The 20,790-nt window shown below is 38.7% G+C and carries 20 protein-coding genes and 2 pseudogenes; 19 read left to right on the top strand and 3 right to left on the bottom strand.

Annotated features, from left to right (window positions below):
• From C161_RS32625 to C161_RS26905, 16 genes and pseudogenes are all read left to right on the top strand, one after another.
• Positions 1-2,401 (top strand): annotated as a pseudogene (locus C161_RS32625) (transglycosylase); the annotation flags it as partial.
• A complete protein-coding gene (locus tag C161_RS26970; protein WP_036673924.1) occupies positions 2,401-2,958 on the top strand; it encodes a phage tail domain-containing protein in 558 nt (185 codons plus the stop codon). The pseudogene C161_RS32625 and the gene C161_RS26970, both read left to right, overlap by 1 nt.
• A gap of 4 nt (positions 2,959-2,962) precedes the next feature.
• On the top strand, positions 2,963-3,403 hold the full coding sequence (locus C161_RS26965) for a phage tail fiber protein (RefSeq protein ID WP_036673923.1): 441 nt from the start codon (positions 2,963-2,965) through the stop codon (positions 3,401-3,403).
• Between the two features lie 12 nt (positions 3,404-3,415).
• Positions 3,416-4,735: a tail fiber protein gene (locus C161_RS31745; protein ID WP_051449971.1), complete on the top strand. Its 1,320-nt coding sequence runs from the start codon at positions 3,416-3,418 to the stop codon at positions 4,733-4,735.
• Positions 4,736-4,747: 12 nt separating this feature from the next.
• A complete protein-coding gene (locus tag C161_RS26955; RefSeq protein WP_036673921.1) occupies positions 4,748-5,041 on the top strand; it encodes a hypothetical protein in 294 nt (97 codons plus the stop codon).
• Positions 5,041-5,190 (top strand): hypothetical protein, encoded by a 150-nt coding sequence (locus C161_RS32835; protein ID WP_200869438.1) that lies wholly within the window; start codon positions 5,041-5,043, stop codon positions 5,188-5,190. Before C161_RS26955 ends, C161_RS32835 begins: the two co-directional genes overlap by 1 nt.
• Positions 5,191-5,298: 108 nt before the next feature.
• Positions 5,299-6,294 (top strand): tail fiber protein, encoded by a 996-nt coding sequence (locus tag C161_RS26950; protein WP_036673920.1) that lies wholly within the window; start codon positions 5,299-5,301, stop codon positions 6,292-6,294.
• 85 nt (positions 6,295-6,379) lie between these two features.
• Complete coding sequence (locus tag C161_RS26945; protein WP_036673918.1) at positions 6,380-6,901, top strand: phage distal tail protein; 522 nt, start codon at positions 6,380-6,382, stop codon at positions 6,899-6,901.
• Positions 6,902-6,913: 12 nt separating this feature from the next.
• On the top strand, positions 6,914-9,115 hold the full coding sequence (locus C161_RS26940; RefSeq protein ID WP_036673916.1) for a phage tail spike protein: 2,202 nt from the start codon (positions 6,914-6,916) through the stop codon (positions 9,113-9,115).
• 39 nt (positions 9,116-9,154) lie between these two features.
• A complete protein-coding gene (locus tag C161_RS26935; RefSeq protein WP_036673914.1) occupies positions 9,155-9,724 on the top strand; it encodes a hypothetical protein in 570 nt (189 codons plus the stop codon).
• Positions 9,725-9,789: 65 nt separating this feature from the next.
• Complete coding sequence (locus C161_RS26930) at positions 9,790-11,415, top strand: DUF4209 domain-containing protein (protein ID WP_036673912.1); 1,626 nt, start codon at positions 9,790-9,792, stop codon at positions 11,413-11,415.
• 140 nt (positions 11,416-11,555) lie between these two features.
• A complete protein-coding gene (locus C161_RS26925) occupies positions 11,556-11,759 on the top strand; it encodes a hypothetical protein (RefSeq protein ID WP_235193952.1) in 204 nt (67 codons plus the stop codon).
• A gap of 29 nt (positions 11,760-11,788) precedes the next feature.
• A complete protein-coding gene (locus C161_RS26920) occupies positions 11,789-12,259 on the top strand; it encodes a phage holin family protein (RefSeq protein ID WP_036673908.1) in 471 nt (156 codons plus the stop codon).
• Positions 12,246-12,941: a lysozyme gene (locus tag C161_RS32830; RefSeq protein WP_051449969.1), complete on the top strand. Its 696-nt coding sequence runs from the start codon at positions 12,246-12,248 to the stop codon at positions 12,939-12,941. Before C161_RS26920 ends, C161_RS32830 begins: the two co-directional genes overlap by 14 nt.
• Positions 12,942-13,033: 92 nt before the next feature.
• A complete protein-coding gene (locus C161_RS31735; RefSeq protein WP_051449968.1) occupies positions 13,034-13,564 on the top strand; it encodes a DUF6932 family protein in 531 nt (176 codons plus the stop codon).
• The gene (locus C161_RS26905) at positions 13,561-14,643 is read left to right on the top strand and encodes a hypothetical protein (protein ID WP_036673906.1); all 1,083 of its coding nucleotides are present in this window, start codon (positions 13,561-13,563) and stop codon (positions 14,641-14,643) included. The genes C161_RS31735 and C161_RS26905 overlap by 4 nt, the downstream gene beginning before the upstream one ends.
• A gap of 84 nt (positions 14,644-14,727) precedes the next feature.
• On the opposite strand, the gene C161_RS26900 is transcribed toward C161_RS26905, so the two are convergent.
• Both C161_RS26900 and C161_RS26895 read right to left on the bottom strand, forming a co-directional pair.
• The gene (locus C161_RS26900; RefSeq protein ID WP_156946173.1) at positions 14,728-15,279 is read right to left on the bottom strand and encodes a hypothetical protein; all 552 of its coding nucleotides are present in this window, start codon (positions 15,277-15,279) and stop codon (positions 14,728-14,730) included.
• A gap of 26 nt (positions 15,280-15,305) precedes the next feature.
• Positions 15,306-15,938, bottom strand: a complete 633-nt coding sequence (locus C161_RS26895) for a hypothetical protein (RefSeq protein WP_036673902.1) — start codon at positions 15,936-15,938, stop codon at positions 15,306-15,308.
• A gap of 405 nt (positions 15,939-16,343) precedes the next feature.
• Between C161_RS26895 and C161_RS26890 the strand changes: the two genes are divergently transcribed.
• From C161_RS26890 to C161_RS26880, 3 genes and pseudogenes are all read left to right on the top strand, one after another.
• Positions 16,344-18,863: a DEAD/DEAH box helicase family protein gene (locus C161_RS26890; RefSeq protein ID WP_036673901.1), complete on the top strand. Its 2,520-nt coding sequence runs from the start codon at positions 16,344-16,346 to the stop codon at positions 18,861-18,863.
• 142 nt (positions 18,864-19,005) lie between these two features.
• Positions 19,006-19,098, top strand: a pseudogene (locus tag C161_RS33520) (galactose oxidase); the annotation flags it as partial.
• 174 nt (positions 19,099-19,272) lie between these two features.
• Positions 19,273-19,479, top strand: coding sequence for a hypothetical protein (locus C161_RS26880; protein WP_036673898.1), 207 nt, complete (start codon positions 19,273-19,275; stop codon positions 19,477-19,479).
• A 509-nt stretch (positions 19,480-19,988) separates the two neighbouring features.
• Here the strand turns inward: C161_RS26880 and C161_RS26875 are convergent.
• The gene (locus C161_RS26875; RefSeq protein ID WP_036673896.1) at positions 19,989-20,660 is read right to left on the bottom strand and encodes an SOS response-associated peptidase; all 672 of its coding nucleotides are present in this window, start codon (positions 20,658-20,660) and stop codon (positions 19,989-19,991) included.
• Between the last annotated feature and the right edge of the window lie 130 nt (positions 20,661-20,790).

Genomic DNA, 20,790 nt, shown 5'->3' with positions numbered 1-20,790 from the left:
TTACTCTGCTAAGTATGACAAAGTTTATGCTGGTGACGGATACGGAGATGTAGGGTATGTAGATAAAGTATTGGCTGATTATTCTCCACAAAAGTCCAGTACAACACAACCTACACAGAAGCAATTGAAGGATGCAAAAAATACCGCTGATAGCGAACTGCTTCGGATTAGTGATGAACTTTATAATATTGATGTTTCAGAACTGGAGAGTAAACTCGGAATCAAAGATATGAAAATCTCTGACAAAGAGTTGTCTTTAAAACAATCCGAAGCACGGCAGAAGAACATGAAGAAAGACTCCCAAGAGTACAAAGCCGAATATGAGCTTCAATTAAAACTTAAAACAGAAATACAGAAACTGATGCAGGAGCAGCGTCAGATGATCGAACAATCCGGGCTGAAATCAGATGAGTTGACTAATAAGCGGCGAAGCCTGACTGAGAAAATCGGGGATGTGCAGTCCGAGAAAGAAGACATGAAGGATCAGTATGCCAGCGACCAATTTGATACCGCACAGGCCAATATGGAAGTTCGTGTTGAACGGATGCGTCAGCAGGGACGTTCTGATATGGAAATGACCAAGACGCAGCTTCAGTTTTATCAGGGACAACTCAAAAATACTGCCTTAACTGAGGAACAGCGCGTTGAATCTGCTAAACAAGTGTATGACCTGACGAACAAGGTTACGGATCTTAAATTTAAAAATTCGACTAGCTGGATTGAGAAGCAGACGGACGAAATGGAGCGACAAGGTAAATCCCAAGTCGAGATTAACCAAATGCAAGCTGAAGCTTACAATCGTATGCGCAATGATACGACATTAAAGGCAGAACAACGAGCAGAAGCGGAGAAGATGTATCAAGACACTTCAAAAAAACTGATTTCGTCTAGGTACGAGTATTCGGAAAAGTGGATTACCAAAGAAGCTACGAAGATGGAAATGTCCGGTGCTCAAAAAGTAGACATCATGAAGTGGGAGCTTCAAGAGTTTCTGAAGATGCAAGCTGATAAGACTATGTCCTCTGAACAGATCTGGGATCTAGAACAGAAAATATATAAGCAACGTAATGATCTGGATAAGGAGTACTATTCTGCTGCTGAGAAACGAATTAATCACTTGAAGGCGATCGGTGAAATGACTACCGAACAAGAACTTGCCGAGTATATGAAACTTCAAGCTTCTTACCTGGTAGGAAGCGATCAACGGATGGATGCCGATGAAAAGGTCTATGATCTAAAGAAAAAACTCATGGATGAAATGACCAAAGCCGTATCCGAATCGGTAACCAAGCAGAAAAAGCTACTGGACAATGCGAGAGATGAGGAGATTAAACGTATCCAGGCAGAGAAGGATGCTTTCACCTCGGCTCAAGAGGCCAAAATCAAAGCCATTGATGATCTGATTCAAGCCATGGAGCGAAGTAACGATCAGGATGACTATGAGAGATTGCGTGCGGAGAAAGTAGCACGTCTGGAAAAACTTCAGTCTGCTGTTGGACCAGAAGGTATTGAAGAGCGGAAACAGGTTCAGAAGGATATCGAGGATATGGATCGTGAACACGGACGCAAGCTTGCGAAACAAGCGCTTGAGGATCAGAAAACGGCATTGCAAGAGGAAAAAACAACTCGCGAAAAAGATTTTGACGATAAAATCCAAGATGCTAAATCACATTACGATAATCTGTCAGCAGCCTTTGATGAATTTTCTTCAAATACTGAACTATCTGCTGAAAACCTGAAAAATATTCAGGTACTGAAGGAGAGCGAGAAGAACGAAACGATCCTCGGAATGCTTGATGCATTTGTTTTGGAGTACCAGAGCCGTCTTGATCAGATTGCTGCGGCAAGTGCTTCACTTGGAGTTACTGATGTCTCTGGGGGAGCTTTGGCTCCAGGAACCGCTTCGAAGGACTCTTCATATCAAAAGGAAATTGATCTGTACACATATAACGCTAACAAGGATGCTTGGGGTGCAGCTAAAGCTCGTGGCGATGCTGAAACCATGCGACTCCTTCAAGAACAAAACGATGCCATTCGTAAGAAATATGGAATCGATAAAGATACAGGTAAACTCCAGCATTTTAGTGAAGGGGGAGTAGTCAAAGGTCCTCGCGGTGCGGCTGTACCAGTTATTGCGCACGCTGGAGAGGCTATCCTTAATGACCGCCAACAGGACTCATTGTTCAATCTCTTGAATCTACGAATGCACAGACTAGACTTCACAATGCCTGAATTCTCAGTTCCTCAAGCTTCAAATGGAGTAAATCCGGAGAGAACCAGCAATCAATTCGTAATTAAATCAGGAGATACTTATATCGCGGACGAATCGGCTGCGAAAGTCTTCTGGAGTGAACGTGATAATTTGATGCGGAGGATGCAGGCAAGGGGAGGTAAAGGCTGATGATTGATGCAACAGCGGATGGAAAGTCTTTCCGATCAATCGGGCTTGGGTTGAAGAAACATAACATACCAGTGTTGCCGCCAACGAGGGACTACAGTGTTGAGATTGCAGGGCGTGACGGAGAAATCGACTTTGGAAGCACCTACGGTCCGAGAGTAATTAATTTGGAGTGTATCGTCATGGCTGATGATCCCACCTTTGACTACCATAGAAGAGTCGCCCAAGTGGCGGCTCTTTTTAATGCTAAAAAAGGGGATATCGTATTTACATTCGACGATTTACCAGGCAGAAGATACATCGGAAGATATGCCGGTACTCTTGATATTGAAAAGATTCTATTCGATGGGGAACTGACAATTCCAATCAAAATGGGCGAACATCCTTTTCCGGAAAGCGATGAAAACATGCTGGAAGAAACTATTACTCATTCTCCAGAAAAGATCAAAGTAATTTCTTTGGGTGATGAACGCGCAAGTCCAGTGATTGTTTTAACCAACACAGGTTCCACAACAATTCAAAAGTTCAAGATTCAGAATGAATATTTATTAGAGGGGTGATCTGATGAATATCAGTAAGTTTTTAGCGACCAAACAACTTAATGTATCAGCAAGAGGTGAGAAATTCACATTCCCAGACAGGCTATATGTCGCTCTTTATAATTCCGATCCAACCTGGAACGATACGGGACAAGAAGTGTCCGGTGGAGGTTACGCCAGACAAGTACTTACCTTTGCTGATCCGACTCAGATTACTGTCCAAGAGTTTCACCCAGTTACGGGTGTAGTCATAAGTAATATGCAAAAGATGGCCATTAAATCTGCAGCAGATATAGCTTTTGCAGTAGCGACAGCCAATTGGGGCACAGTTACACACTTTGGACTGCGGGACGCTGTTACAGGCGGTAACCTTTATTATTTCGGGACGCTCGAAACACCACGGAGTATTTTGAACAATGACATTTTTAAATTTTTAACTGGGCAAGTGGAGATCCGGTTGAACTAAGGAGGTATAACGATGCTAGAAACCATGTATCCGGCTGCGGTCAACAGCAGGCAGACCGAGTTGGCTGAAGCCATTGACGATACTCAAACAAGCTTCACGGTACTTGATGGTTCTGTTTTACCTCCTGCGCCGAACCTACTAACGCTGGGAACGGATGAATCAGCCGAAACGGTACTTTATACAGGGAAAACTGACAACGAGATTACGGGAGTAACCAGAGGGTTTGAGAGTGGGGCAGTTTCATGGGCAGCAGGAACAAAGCTAGCAAGATTCTTCACTGCGCATGACCATGATACATTTCGAGAAAACATTGCTGATCTTGACCAACGACTGAGCGATATCGTGATACCTCCTGCATCTTTAACAGAACAGGGAATTGTCATGCTTTCGAAGTCTACAACAGGTAGCAGGGATGATGTAGCTGCTACGGAGTCGGCAGTAGCTGCGGCTTTTCAGTATGGGGTTGAACGTAAAGCGGAAGTGGTTGCCGCGCTTAACTCCATAGGCGTACCGGCATCCACAAGTGAATCATGGGACTCGCTCATCACCAAGACGGCAGATATATTAAGAGCGGTTGGTGATGCTGAACCATCAGATGTAAGGGCAGGGAAAAGTTTTTCAAATACGGAAAAAATTGATATTGTAGGCACGCTACCAGAACGCACAACAGACATATTGACAATTACACCAGGGGTGATTACCAAAACGAATCCTGCGGGGATTTACGGGGGTGACATCATCGTACCAGGTGAGCCGAATTTGGTTTCTGGAAACATTCTAGTTGGTAAGACGATTTATGACGTGTCGGGTAGTTTTAAACCAACCGAATTCAAAGAACTACCCAACATGCTAGATGTTACCTATATGGGTCCCTATACAAATGATAACCCCGTCTTCCAAGAGCTTATGAAGGTGAACGACTCTGGTAAAACCTTAATAAAGGCAACAAGTAGTTTGTCTTTATCGTCAACAGCGATTGTCAATACTAAAGTGACTACAAAACTACATCTTTGTGTCAAGGACACATCAGGAAAATGGGTATCCAAATGTGAACTATGGTGGTACACCGGGGTCGATTACCCGTCAGCTACTTACACAACCACGAGGTACCTCAATGACTTGTACATCGACGTGCAAGCAAAAACAATCACATACAAATACAGCAGCTACGGTGACATGACATCACCATCAACCAGAGTCGACTCTATATCTAGCGGTTCTTTAGAAGGCTTGACACTATGCATGGCAACAACAAGCACAATTTCAAGCAATACAAATGGTAGCATGTCAAGATTTCGGGCACCCTCTGGGACGCTCATCATTGGATACTAAGGAGGATTTACGGTGAAGAGAATAACGCATGATGGAGTATCGCCCAATGCCTTGGTACTTAGCATTGAACAAAATATAGTCAACCAGGTATCCATTCCCAACACTTTCATCACGGATCAGAGCATACCACAGATTGATGATGTACCCGGGATGCAACCAACCCTGTATGTCAAATTGAACACACAGGAGTTGTTCTTTAATTACAGTCGCCCTGAGACATTACAGGATCAGGTACAAAGGTTACAAAACCAACAAAGCATTATGAAAAACGCAATGGACGATCTGATTATGGGAGGCGGTTTGTAATGGGTGCATACATGGGATTGCGAATCATTGAAGGAGCCTACACATACGAGTATGTATGTGAAAGGCGGCCAGATTTAAAAGATGGAATCGATGCATATCTTTTGCAACAAGGAAAAGAAGAGTTGATTCAACAGGGTAGTGCTCACTAGAATGCGTCCCGAAATTGGAGCGCTATTTTTACGTCTTTTTGCAGACTGTTTAACAACTTATGAGCTAAATCGTATAGACCTAATAACAACAAAATGGAGGAATTAATCATGCCAATTGAAACGAAACGTTTAAAACTTCCCCTTCCTTTGGGGAATGAGAGTGTAAGCCGAGCAGGTATTAATGCCATTTTTGAGAAGATTGATGAGGGTATTGCAACACGAGAAGATGTGGAAGAGCTCCGCCAATTAGTTAACGAGATGGACATTCCGGACGCATCACTAATACAGAAAGGTAAAGTGCAGTTATCAAGCAAAACAAATGGTGATAGAGAAGACATCGCTGCCACAGAGAAAGCGGTAGGAATGGCTTTTCAAGCTGGAGTTGAGCGGAAAGCGGAAGTGGTTGCCGCGCTTAACTCCATAGGAGTATCGGCTTCCACAAGTGAAACTTGGCCTCAACTCATTTCAAAAACGGCTGAAGTAATTCGGGCGACAGGAACGGCTTCTGCAGCTCAAGTATTATCAGGAGCAACATTCTCAAATTCAACCGGCAATAATCGCACTGGTTCAATGCCAAATAACGGCTCAGGTGGCATAGTAACACCTGATGCAGAGAATCAGACTAAACTTGCTGGATATTATAGTTCTCCGATTACGGTTTTGGGAGATACGGACTTAGCACCGCCCAATATACGTAACGGAATTAATATTTTCGGTGTAGTTGGGACGTTCTCAGATGGTGTAAATCCAGGTGATGTAATTTCATTTGCTTACAATAACAATAGAGTAAGGGGTGCAAATACAACTCCGATCAAACTTTATGGAGTGAAACTCGGGGTCGGAGGTACTTTTCGAGTTAGTTTTAATCTAAATTCGGAAAGGGATGGACAAGAAGTATATGCTAGGATTTATGTAAACGGGAAAGCTACTGGTATAACGAGAGTAAGTAGCTCAATGAAAACAGCAACATACACAGAAGATATTGAGATAAAAAAAGGAGACGAGCTCCAAATTTATACTTGGGTTCAGTCATCAAATTACTATTGCTGGATAGGTTACATTAAATTAATGACAAGCATTCTTGTTTTTGAAGAGTCAATTTGATTTTGAATCCGAGGATTTAACTAAATATTATCTTGTGCCCTCTGGAGTGGTCAGGGGGCTTTTGTTTTTAAAAGGGGTGAAGGTCATGTTTAATAGAGGGGCTTTTAATCGCATGGCCTTTAACCGCCAAATATCCGTATTCGTCTTTGGCCGGGCAGTTGCTGACATATCAGGATCTGCTGTAGCTGCTGCAACGATGGAAATGACGGGTTCGGCGGTTATGGATGTCAGTGTGGGAGTGGTAGGAGATTTTGTCCGTGAAATCTCATTTGCGGCCGTTATGGATGTGACTGCCGGAGCTAAAGCTGATTTTGTTCGTGAGATTACCAAACGGGCGATTATGAATGTTGGTTTTGGAGCAGTCGCCAAAGGTAGTCGGTACCATGTTGAATTTTTGGAATTCACGGGACCATTTAAACCAGGTGATCAAATTATCATTGATGCCAACACATTTAAGATTACTCAAAATGGCGTGAACGCTTCACACCTACTTGAAGGTGATTTCTTTGACTTAAACCTTGGAGAAAACAATCTTACATGGACAGACCCTGAAACAGGTAGAAACGTACTGATCCGTGTTACACATAGAGACAAATTTCTGTATTAATTGAGGTGTGATATGCCTAATCCAACAATGAAAGTATTCGACAAGAACATCCGGCGTGTAGGTACGTTGATTGATAGTTCAGATATACAACGAAGAAGACGTATTAACAGTGACTACGAGATAACATTTATGGTCCCAATGACCTCAGAGGATTACCGCGAAAAAATAGCAATCAAAGGCCACGTTCAAGATGAGCGTGGCCAATTTTATGTCATTCAGTCAAGAAGCCGATCCCGTGAAGGTCGTAAGCTCATGGCTTCAATCTATTGCAATCACATTATGTTCAAACTGAATGATTTCAAGTTTCCGTACTCGTCATATATTGATGAAGCCTATGGCGTACATCTCAACGAACTAACGGAGTTAATTACAAAAGCTACAGGCGGGAGATTTACATTCGTTATCCACGATACGTTTGATCTACATGACGTTAAGGATTTTGGGCGGGGGACATGTCTTGAAGCTCTGAATAAGATCGTCGATATGTATGAATGTGAGGTTGAGCCTGATAATTTCGTGATTAACCTCAAGAAGAGAATAGGATCAGACCACGGATTGCAGTACCGGCTTAAAAAGAACATCGTATCCAGCTCATTCAAAGATAAAGGTGAATCTCTTGTTACACGGATGTTTGCTCAAATGAAGGATGGCCGGACATTCATCGGTATGGATGCTTCCTTGCTGACGGATCTGGAAAGAAGCCTATTGTCGAGCGTACCAGGAACAATTGTGAATGGAAAGCTGGCGGTCAATTATCTCATATCTCCCTTTGCACAGTACTGGGCGAGTGATTCGGTTCCATTTTATGACGGGGAGATCATCGAGCAGGATATTGAGGAAGCAGAGGACTTGCTGAAGGCTACACGTAAGGCTCTGCTTGAGCAGGAGGTTGTTTCTCTGGAGGCAACCATATCCACGGCAGACTTATTTAAAATCGACCACACAGAACCGAAACCTCATTTAGGTGATGATGTCATGTGTATCGATCCGGATATGGGTATGAACCGGCTCAAAGCCCGTATCACTGAACTGACAGAGTATCCATACAGTTTAGACAAGCATGCTGAACCGACGATCTCCAATATCAATTTAAGAGATTACGATGATATTATCAGTGACCTGGAGCGAAATAAGAATATCACCAACAACCTATTTTCAAACGGGAAGATCCGAACCGATGTCTTTGAATCATTTGCTAAGCAAGCGGTCATTGACATCAACAACAGCAAAACCGAGCTGATCTATCCACCAGAAGGTGGGATATTGGCTCAAGAGAAAAACAATCCCTTAGAACAAGTCAGATTGACTTCTAAAGGAATTGGGATATCCACTGATGGTTGGAAGTCAATAAGAGCAGCAATCACAGCGCGGGGTGTTGTAGCAGAACAAGTTATAGGACAACTCGGTAACTTTGTCTCCATGTTGATCGGTAATGGTGAGGACATTGTACAAATAAACACTAAGGGCATTGCAGCGGGAGCTACCTCGTTCAATAGCGCACCTTTCAGACTAAACATGAAAGGTGACTTGATAGCGAATAGTTTAACTGCGAATTACGCAAACATTGAGTACTCCAACTTTAAAAATGGAGCCATCGTTGGTTCCTCAATAAACGTAGGCAATGGGATGTTTACAGTTACTTCAGGTGGAATTATGTCTGCTGTAGGAGCCAACTTCTCTGGATCAATTACTGCTTCCACTGTAACAGGAACTAATATCAATGGTGGTACAATTACTGGTGTCTTAATTCGTACTGCCCAAACAGGAAGACGTGTAGAACTGGATTCGCAAGGATTGCGCTCTTATGATGCAGGAGGACGTACACGGATTCAGATAGCTACTACTGAGGATGCTACAGCAGCAGCGATTATTTGGAGAGACGCTAACGGGTCGTCAGTAGGAGAAATTAATTCTTATGATTCAAGCGGACAATTGACTATTTTCAGTAACAACCTGTTTCTTGGTTCAAATAATACGGGCAATCCCATAAGGCTATATGGTCGTGTGATTTTTAGTGGACAGACTAGTGGATTGACACTAACTATAGATGATGTAAGCGGATTGAGACAGAGATTAACAAATTTGCAATCAGATATAGATAATCTCACTCGCTTGTTCAATAATCATAGTCACAGTGTAACCTTGCCAACTCATAACCACGGACTTTCTAATGCTACAAATTGGGGCGGTACCTTCCCAACATCAACACCGTAATGTATCATAATAGGTAAATTGCACCAATACGGAGGTAAAATGATGAAGAGGTTCGCTCATAAAGTCGCGTATATCGCTGGTGGTATCATTATAGGAATAGTTTTTTCGACAACTGCAGGGGCGTTTGCGGATCAGGTCAAATCGCTTGTTGGGAAAAAGGTTACAGGAGAATATATAATTATCGTTGATGGAAAAAAATTATCTGACAAGGGAGCTGTAATTGACTCTAAAGCCAACGTTCCGGCTCGCGCCTTGTCTGAAGCATTAGGGGCTGATGTATCAGTGGAAGGTAAGACAATTAATATAACGTCAGTTTCTAGTACTGATCAAAATGTAGTGATCGATACAAAAGCGAATGTCAATAACAAGTACATTGGAGATACAAAAAGTAGTTTAGAACAACTTAAAGCAAGTATTTTAGCCAACATATTAAATCCAACAATTGAAGGTAAAAATAAAATCCAAGCTGATATCGAAGAGCTCAAAACTTTCGGTGCGAATGATGCAGTTGTTGCAAAAGAAAAACAACTTGCGCAGTATAAAGAGGACATTGAAAAATATGAGAAGGAATTAGTACTAATTGATGAAGCATTACTTACTGCTAAGTAATGCTTCAACCCTTTTATACTTTGTAAAGGAACAAATAACTAGAGTTAAAGTGAGGTGTCAAAAAAATGCTCTCAAGATACATTGATGGTTTGGAGCAAACAAAACTATTTTACAACTTCAGCGAATATATTGATGATCCTAATTATAAATATGAAAAGTTTGCCCTCAATCAAACTTTTGAGAGAGATGGGGAAATTAAACTATTTTCTCCGCCTTTTGAAAATATGAATGATTGTATTACATATATTGAATCTAGAGCACTGGCTACAGAAAATGAATTTGTTCGATCTAAATATAATGATCTCATCTGGAGCTATAAGAGATTTTATGATAAATCAATAATAACTACTGGAAATGTCCGAGATAAATGTGAACTGGCTATAAAAGATTACATATGGCTAGCGAAAAAACATATATTATTAAGAGATAATAATAGACGATTAATAGTATACTTAATCAATTTTCTATTTAGAGCATGGAATTTAACAAAACAAATAAAAAGTCCTCAAGAGGCAGAATTAATTCAGTTGATGATTGATATAGAAAATTCAATTGAAGAAAACGATAAAATTGGTTTATGGGGTTTTTCATATAGCAATCTTGTAGCAGCTGAAAAAACAGTGACACTAACCACAGAACAACAAGGCTCTATTATTAAGAAAATTGAATCTAGAATACAAAAATTAGATAAAAAAGACTATTATGCCTTGAAACACGGAACAGAATTACTTTTAGATTATTACAAAGACTGTAAACCTGAACAAGAGAAATTGTTAGAGTTATTAGAAAAGAATGCTCATATTAAAAGCGATCGTCCATTTGAAAATCAGAATCGTTTTAAAAACCTAATTGAATTATGCCATAAGTATCAATTTTTAACACACAAAGAGCGCGCGACAATAAATTATCATTCTTATGGAGGAGACATAAATAGGTTCATGTTTAGAATAGAACAAAAAGTTGAGATTACACCTGAAAAGGAGCAAGCAATAATAAATTTCCTGTCAGATGAATTGCCGGATAGACACTTTTTTAAAATTACAAAACATTTCATTTCTTCTAAAAGAAAATTCAAAGAAAGTACCGAAGAGTTTTTTTTGAATAAAATTTCCGAGACTGTGATTATTAATAAAGACGGCGTAACTACGAAAAAAGTAATAACAGAAGATGATAAGTTGTATCACGACAATAAAATTAGCTGGCAATATTTTTCTATATTTTTTAGTATAAGTATAAAAAACCTTATAAGTACACATACACTGTCAGATGAGAATTTTAAAGAATTAATATATAGTGAAGTATTGTTTAGAAATCAAGAAAAAACACTTCAAGCAGCTATTAGAGCATTTTATACCAAAGATTACTATTCAATGTGTTATATCTCAACTCCTCTAATTGAGAATGGACTTCGACAATTATTGTTTCTTTGCGATCATTCAATTTACGAACAAAATAAAGAGAACGGGTTCGAAAGTGTTACTCTTACAAGAGTTCTTTCTACTTTAGATCAGTATTTGGATGAAGATATTATTTTTCATTTGAAGTTCATTCTTAATGAAAAAGCTGGATTAAATTTGAGAAATGAAATTTCGCATGGCCTGCTAGATGATTCTCGAATTCATGAGAACACAGCCCTTTCATTACTTCACGTATTGATGATTTTAAAATTACTTATTGTCCGGATTAATTAACATTATGAATTATCAACTAACCTTTTTTATCCGTAGTACAAAAGCATTAATAATCAAATAAGATGAATATATAGAAAGCCCTATTTCTTAACTGGAAGGGGCTTATTTTCGTATAGAGAGGAGGAAAGGTCTTGGCAAAGATGACACATACACTCCAAGTTGAAATGGATTTGAATAAACCCGTAGAAGAATTGACACAGGTAATCTCTGCGGTTCTTAGCTCGCATCCACTTAATCAAAAAGAGATTCTGACAGCTTTAGATTTGGAGATCGGGAATGCACTGGCAGCGGTTGAGATTAAAGAACAAAAAGAAACCGTTGAACAAGTAATTAGCTCAGGATAATTTTCCTTAGCAGAAATGAGGAGAGCACATTGGATAAATGGAAAACATTTTTTGCTTCGGTAGGGGCGGTGGTAGTCCCAGTTTTCGAATATTTTTACGGACGTGATGAAGCGGTAATTGGCTTTATGACGGCCGTATTATTTTTTGTAATCCTTGATTGGATGTCAGGTGTTAGTGCGGCTAAGTTGGATAATTCTTATGGTAGTCGGTACGGGTTGCAGGGGATCTGGAGAACATTTTTCGTTTTATTACTTCCAGCCGGTGGGCATCTGTTAGATGTGGTGTTTAAAATGCCTGGTCTGATCTTTGGAGCCTTGTCTCTCGGTACTCTTTATCACGTAATTCAAAGCATGGTAGCTAACTCCATTAGGGCAGGATGGGGCCAATGGATTCCACTACCGGTCTTTAACTGGTTGATCAACTGGGTAAAGTCTGAACTGGATAAAAAGATGGAACGGGCCGAATCCAGGAAAGGAGCTGGCACAGATGACGCAACGTAAAATATCTCAAGCAGGAATTGAACTGATTAAATCATTTGAGGGTTGTAAACTTACGGCATACAAGCCTGTTCAGTCCGAGAATTATTGGACGATCGGCTGGGGGCATTACGGCTCTGATGTCAAACAAGGCCAGACGATCACGCAAGCTCAAGCTGATGCAATGCTTGTAGAGGACTTGGCTAAGTATGAGGCTTTCGTCAATAACAAGGCTTACGTGCCAGTACTTGATCAGCTCACAAAGAATCAATTTGATGCATTGGTGAGCTTCTGCTACAACTGTGGTGCTGGTAATCTCAAAACGTTGTGTAACGGCCGTACCGTGGCCCAGATCGGTCAAAACATCACCAAGTACAACAAGTCCAGTGGGATAGTATTGGCTGGACTGGTACGCCGCAGACAGGCTGAGCTTAACCTGTTTAACTCACCAGATAAAATTGTGCAGGAGGACAAGCCCGTGACATTAGAAGTAATGAAGCAGTTAGAGGAACTAAAGACTACTGTTGAATCTCAGGCCAAGTGGATTGCGGCTCAGAAGGCTAAGGAGAACATGGAATGTCCTAAATGGGCAGAGGAAGCTTATGGATACTATAAGGGATATATATCGGATAGAAATGGAAGTTATGACTTTTGGAGATACTTAACTATTAGTTATCGCAAAGAAAGAGGACTTAAGTCTAATTGACATATTATTGTTGACAGAATAGTGTTTCTCTAGGAAAATTGTGGAATGGATAATCGGATAATTCACAATGATCTAAAAGAAAGGCTTGTTTAATGATGAGTATACCTGACTTTTTTGATAATTATCATTTGCCTGATGGTGTTCACGAGTGTACAATTGAAGAAATAGAACAGAGGTTCTTGTTTTCTTCAAAAAGGATTGAGCAATGGAAGTTATTCAAACAGATGCTAAATCGCCTTATTGGTTTGGGGCTTAAACCTTCGGCTATATTGATTGACGGCAGTTTTGTTACGGGTAGATTAGAACCAGGAGATGTGGATTTTGCTGCGTTAATTCCGCCTGAAACTGTGCTAGAAGCCATGAGAACGATTGATGATCATGATAAAGCAGGTATTCAGCTTTTTATGAATCCCGAAAATCAATTAGCATTAAGGAATCTTTTTGGCGCTCATTTGCTCTTGGCTGACAATGAATATACACTTGATCTATGGGCGGATTTTTTTCGTACTGGTGGACAAAATGGAAAATTGAGAGAACGGGATGAAGAAAGGGACCCTGAATGGGTAATAGTCCCTTCTGCCAAGGGTATACTAAAAGTGTACTTAGATGGGGGTGAAGTATGATGGAGAAATTCGACATTTCAGAACAGGTTAAAAAGCTTAATCTTGCTAAAGATAATTTGGAACGTATTCAGAAGGAATATGCTGACCAACCTGAGTTGTTAAGTTTCTATGAGCCCTCTGCTTCCTTCATGGTGAAATCCTTAAAGAAACAACTAAGTGAGTCTTTAGTTCATGAAACTGGACATGGATTAGTTCTTGATGATGATATTGATCTTTGGGTTAGAATAGAAGGAGAAGAATTTCATGGAGGAAAAGGCCCAATTGGAGTAATTGGGTCATTCCTAAATAAATTGAACAACGCCAATAAATTTGCAGCTAGCGTTGTCTCCAGAATGAAAAATTTCACCGAGGAAATGCTTGAGATTGATGGTACCTTTGATCTTGCCGCTACAGCAAGTGGCAGCCTAAAATTAGGACTTAAACGTCATGAACTAAGTATTGTGAATGATGAGCAGATTAAATTTAATTTTTCTGAAGAACATGATTCCGAGCCTGACAATTGGGAGATCCTTAAACGAGGAGCTAAACGTGAAGAGGTTTTTAACGACTCAATAAATCTTGTTTTAGCTGCGATAGCATCTGCAGAAGATGAAGACACTTTTGAGAAATTATCTGAAAGTTATGATCGAAAAGACATCTTAAAAGTAATTCATTTTGCTAAAGATTTACTTCCAAGTTCACAATCGAATATTGAGGCAATATCATTTGAAATTGAACATCTACAATTTCCAAAAAAAATAATTCGTACTAATAAAGAAACAAGAAAATTGTTGTCTAGTCGTGCTAAAAAACTGATTCCGGATAAAGAGTTTATTAAAGGAAAAGGGATGATACGCGCTCTAGATCTTGATGAAAAGACCATAACTATTAGACCATTGAAATACGAAGACAACATCCATGAAGAAGTTAAATGTATCTTTACAAAAGGGATTGATCTGAACGATCTACAACTATTAATTGATAAACCGATTAATTTAGAAGGATTCTTGGTTTTCTCCTCAAATAATCATTTATTAAGATTAGAGATCGAAGAATTCGAACTAGTTAAAAGCTTCAACGAAGTAACAGATACCAACTAAGGAAAATGAAAAAAAGATAAGCAATGAAAAACTCTGTTTGCGTATTATCGCAAACAGAGTTTTTAGAAATGAGCGATTAAATTTTTAACGTGATAATTCACCAGAACCTACATATTTATCTTTCTTACTATTCCACTTGTAATAGGCTACCGAAGTATCCCATCCTCCTTCAGGGAAATAATTCTTCCACGCTTGTCTGATCTCACCTGATTTTGATATTTGAATACTTACATCACCGATAATGGAGAGTTTCTTTTTAAGCGTACCATCCTGGTACTTAAAAACAAATAGTTCAGTGTTTGAAGGTGGGTAGTCTAACGTTATAGCAACATGTTTTTCTTTTGGAGAGATATTAATTATATGGAAGGTAGGATCTTCTTCGTTGTAGTAATTCGTATCTATAAGTACTATTACACCTTTAGAGTTTATGAAATAAAAGTTGTTTGAGTCGGTGATCAATAAGTGTTCCTTTTTGTTATCGCCGTTCAGATCAATGGACTTACTGACGGTAACGCGTTCTCTGGGGTATTTCTTTTCCAACAGTTTCTTTGGATTGATTTCAGCAGCATCCATTGTAGACGCTAGTAGACTGAATATGATTGATAAGGAACATAACAGTGAAATTACTTTACGCAACACAAGTCATCCTCTTCTTTTAAGTATTATTGTACTTTTACAAACTCATCCACAAACTTTTGACGTTCATTTTTATTAAAATACTTACTACTTAATTGTGATTTCCAAGATTCAGGATCTGAATTTAAAGTGGTGAAATTTACATCGAAATAGGTTTCTGCAACGGATTTATCCAAATCGACAGAGTATGTCTTTCCATCGAAAGGAACGGCAATATTAATAGTATCGGCAGAGGTGAATTGCTTCAAGAGCCGCGAAGATTCTTCCATAAGGATCTTATTGATTTCATCACCGGTACTGAAGTAATTAGTATAATCTTCTTCTGAAACACTTGATTGAGGATTGGCAGAGATGTAGTTTTCATATGTATCATAGAACTCTACATTTATGTTGTGATCTCCGACTAATACTTCTTTTACAAAGGTACGTCCTCTAATATTTGCTGTATAGGTCAACACAGCTTCTTGATCTAGAATAGTAAGTTCCTTTTCTTCATCGCGTTCTATCAACTCATTCACATCCCCTTTATCACCTTGATCGTTACTTATAGCAGTTTGACTAGCTTCTGGTTCAGTTTTATCTCCCATGCTACCAATAGCGGCAACTAGTAGAACGATTAACAACCAAAACCACCATTTTTTATAAATAGGCTTTTTCAATCTTCTTCCTCCTGATATAGTAATAATTAACAATGTGAATAGTCTATCAGACCTAGGTATAATTTTCTATAAAAATGTATGGATGAGAGAGAATAATGGATCGAGTCTAAAGATCGGTTATTCTGTAGAAGAAGGGATATGTCAAGCTTTAGTCAATTATATTTACTGTGATAGGTCTCACTACGTTTAGACTATATAGTCGGGAAGTATCTGTGAAAAGGACATTTCTAGCATAATGACAATATGAAACTATTTTCATAAAAATATTTCTATAGAAAATAAAAATTAGGTAAGCTATTTGTCAAGTGATAAAATGTGAAACCCTTTGTTATTGATTTACTATTTTGTATAGTATAATATTACCATTAATACTTTTGAACTATATACAAAATGGAGGCTTTATCTATGGTTGATTTTGGAAAGCGACTAACAAGTAAAAAAATTGAAAAGAAAACGAATCCAATTGAAATTTATGAGGGTCTAGATAGGGAAAGTGATAAAGGTCCTTTGAGACCAGTTCAAATAAAAATATTAAACAAATGGATGAAAGATTATTCAGAGAAAAAAGATATAATTCTGAAGTTGCATACTGGCCAAGGGAAAACCATTACCGGTTTACTGATGCTGCAATCCAAACTAAACCAAGATAAGGGGCCAGCCTTGTACCTTTGTCATAATAATCAACTAGTTGAACAAACATGTAAGCAAGCTTCAAGTTTTGGTATTCGGTACTGCACTGTGGGAACAGAAGTGCCAGATGAATTTATTGACGGTAAAAAAATCTTAATAACATCAGTTCAAAAATTGTTTAATGGTGAGACAAAGTTTGGTATAGGTAGTAGATCCATATCTTGTTCAACGATTTTGATGGATGATGCTCATGCCTGCATAGAAGCTATAAAAAGTGCTTTTAGAATTAACCTTAAACAAGGAAGCAATGCTTATGCAGAGTTATTTGAGTTATTTACTCCTTCATTACAAAGTCAAGGAGTAGGTACATTTGCTGACATAAAGAGGAAAAATTATGATGCCCTTCTTGCAGTTCCTTATTGGGACTGGCAGGATAAACATACTGAAGTAGCAGAGATTCTTTCAAAATATAGCGCAGTAAAAGAGATAAGATTCCCATGGCCATTAATTAAAGATATCATTCGTGACTGCCAATGCTATATATCTGGGGCGAGTTTAGAAATAATTCCTTATGTTAATCCTCTTCATCTATTCGGAACATACAGCAAGGCTGAACATAGAATATTTATGTCAGCAACCATAACAGACGATTCATTCTTTATTAAGGGTTTAGGAGTTTCTTCTGAAGCTGTTAATAAGCCATTGGCTTTAGAAGATGAAGGATGGTCTGGGGAAAAGATGATTCTGATTCCAACTTTAATTGATTCTAATTTGGAACGATCTGAGATTGTTAATATGTTTGCTAAACCAGATAAAGCAAGGAAATACGGGATTGTAGCATTGTCTCCTAGCTTTAATTCAACGAAAGATTGGGAGAGCTACGGGGCTACCATAGCTAATAAAGCTACTTTGGAAGTAGAAATTCAGAATCTCAAAGATAAAAACTATTCCAATACACTCGTAATTGTGAATAGGTATGATGGTATTGATTTACCAGATAACGTTTGCAGAGTACTCGTCTTTGACTCTAGACCTCACTTTGAGTCGTTGTACGATCGTTATATTGAAGAGTGTCGACCAGCAAGTGAAGAGGTTTCAACGCGTTTAGCTCAAACGATCGAACAAGGTTTTGGACGAGGGGTACGTGGAGAAAGAGACTTTTGCTTAATTGTTGTAACAGGTACTGAACTTGTTAGAGCAATTAGATCTAAAAATTCACGTAAATATTTTTCTGAGCAAACTAGGACACAAATTGAAATAGGTCTTCGGGTTGCTGAATTTGCAAAAGAAGATTTAGGAGAGGATTCTCAACCTAGTGAAGCTATCAACGCTTTGGTACATCAATTAATTGACAGAGATGAAACTTGGAAAGAGTTTTACAAAGAAGAAATGGGTGAAATGGGTAATCCGGGAAATAGCAATAAAATGCTTGAGGTTTTCAAGATTGAAAAGCAAGCTGATGCTAAGTATTTACAAAGGGATTATCAGGGGGCAGCTCAGGAAATACAAAATCTAATTGATAAACATGTAAAAGATGACTCTGAAAAGGGTTGGTACTTCCAAGAAATGGCTCGATATTTACACCCTCACTCCAAGATTGAATCAGAAAAATATCAGATTATGGCACATAAAAAAAATACATTTCTTCTAAAACCTAAAGAAGGAGTTAAAGTTACTAAAATTCCACCACTAAGTTTGAAACGTATTGAGAATATCAAAGCATGGGTCCATAGATTTGACAATTATGATGATCTATACGTCGAACTAAGCGATACTCTTGATAAGTTAAGTATTGGTGTAAACTCAGATAAGTTTGAGCAAGCATTCGATGAGTTAGCAAAAATGTTAGGTTTTCTCAGTCAAAGACCTGACAAAGAGTGGAAAGAAGGGCCAGATAATTTGTGGAAATTGAGTGATAGTAAATATTTAATGGCTGAATGTAAGAATTCAGTTATCGCAGGAAGAACTGAAATTTATAAGGATGAGACTGGACAAATGAATAATGCTTGTGCATGGTTCTCTAAAAATTATGGGGAAGTAACTGTAAAGAGAATTATGATCATTCCTACAAAAAATATAGCCAAAGCAGCAGGGTTTAATGAATCAGTACAAATAATGCAAGAGAAACATTTAGGTGCTCTTAGAAGAAATGTTAAACAATTTTTTTATGAATTTAAAAGTTTAGACTTGAGTAGTTTATCTGATCAAAGATTACAAGATATGTTAGTCCAGTACAAGTTACAAGTTGACGATATTGTCTCAAGTATTTATTCAGATGAACCTAGACAAAAATAACAACCTTGGGATTTAAAAGAGTAACCTCTAAGTAATAGAACAATCTTAGTTTGTTTAACTATGATAACCTACTTGGGACGGTCTTAGTATGAAAGAAGCGGAAAACTCCATCGACTACACGAAGCAAAACAAGCATGAAGTTGACAAGCATGATAATAACAAAGGACCGTTCAAGAGCTGTAAAGATTACATCTTGTTTGATCGAGTCCTAATGTTTGAAGTGAGCGAATACTAATAATTTGTTACAAAGGCTACCGCAATTGTATTGCGGTAGCCTTTGTTTGTTCTTTTATATTACACTGAAATACCTTTTCATTTCCCTTTATCCTGATATAGTAATAATTAACAACAAAAATTAGTCTATCTGACCTAGGTATAATTTTCTGTAAAAATGTATGGATGTGGGAGAATGAATACATATCGAGTACTACAAACAGATATGGATTACCTCACGGCAGCCTTAATTCAGGTTCGGGTATCCGTCTGGCATGTTATAGACGATCGTGAGCACATCATTGACTATGGCGGACCAATAGAAGCGTATAGCACAGTATCCATTAAGATCATGGGAAAGAGATACTTTCGTGATACGTTTGAGTTTAGGGTACAAAAATAGGAGCCTTATACGGCTCCTTAGTTAAACATCTTTAGAATAAAAATATCATAACCGTATTCCTCCAAAAATAGGCTTAGGCAATATAGACCACCGAGTAAAAGAAAAAAGCCACTGAAGAAACAAACTAGTATAGAATTAAAAGCACTTGAACTACCATAATGTTAACCACAATGTGGGCATAAATAAGCTGTTGTAGATATTTCTCGTCTACACGATTCACAACTCATTAATTTACTAGTTGGTTTAAATTTTTCTTTGATATTAATGACCATTGTTTTAAAACTCAAATAAGATAAGTAAAACAACAAAAAAATCATTATAAACCCGATAGCATTTCCGAAAATATCACTTAAGTTATCCATTTACTCCTCCAAAAACTATGTAATAAATCTAGATCTATTGGACTCAGTTAGTCTATCAGACCTATAGGTCTATTTCCATATATTTCTGAGTTTCAGCAACGAAAAAAGAGTGACGTCCACTTGGGTATCACTCTTCAGTTCGAACATCTAATTTACTTCCTTCAATAATTCCTCATTGTTATTCCGCACATTGCCGACTTCCTTCGGCACCTCGTACGCTCGCATTTCTGAAGCTTGATATGGCTTAAGCAGACCAAGTAGTGACTGAACATCATCATTATCTCTTCCGAGCCACTCAGCCTCATCCTCAGATCGCAAGATGACCGGCATACGATTATGGATATCCTCCATAAGACTATTTGGTTCCGTTGTAATAATGGTGCACGTACTCAATTTGTTTCCATCCGGATCTGTCCAGGTATCGTACAGGCCAGCAAGTGAGAACAAGCGGTCATCCTTCATCAAAATGCGCATTGGACGCTTTGCCGATTCTTCTTTCTTCCACTCGTAAAATCCATTTGTCGGAATGATACAACGCTTTGAACTGATCAGACGTTTAAAGGAAGGCTTCTCAGCCAGCGTCTCGGCCCGGGCATTAATCATCTTGTTCCCGATCTTGTCATCCTTGGCCCAGACGGGAACTAGACCCCAACGGAGCGAACCCAATCGATTACCGGCCTTACTTCCAATAATCGTCGGGATGTATTGCATAGGTGCGGCATTGTAATTAGGCTTGTAGTCAAAGCCATCAGCTATTGATGCATAGTACCTGTCCATTATTGCATCTAAGGGATCAGTGATCGTAAATCTTCCGCACATGATAATGCCTCCTTTGAGACTCTATACTATGTAATTTTACTCAGATTTGTAAGAATAGAAACGGGTAATTTGTGGAGAAAAGCATCCAATATAAAATAAAAATGCAATAAATTAGATGATATTTATAGAT

The sequence above is a fragment of the Paenibacillus sp. FSL R5-192 genome, from assembly GCF_000517845.1.
Lineage (GTDB): Bacteria > Bacillota > Bacilli > Paenibacillales > Paenibacillaceae > Paenibacillus > Paenibacillus amylolyticus.
The sequence above is the reverse complement of the archived record's forward strand: the minus strand, read 5'-3'. Positions and strand labels throughout refer to the sequence as shown.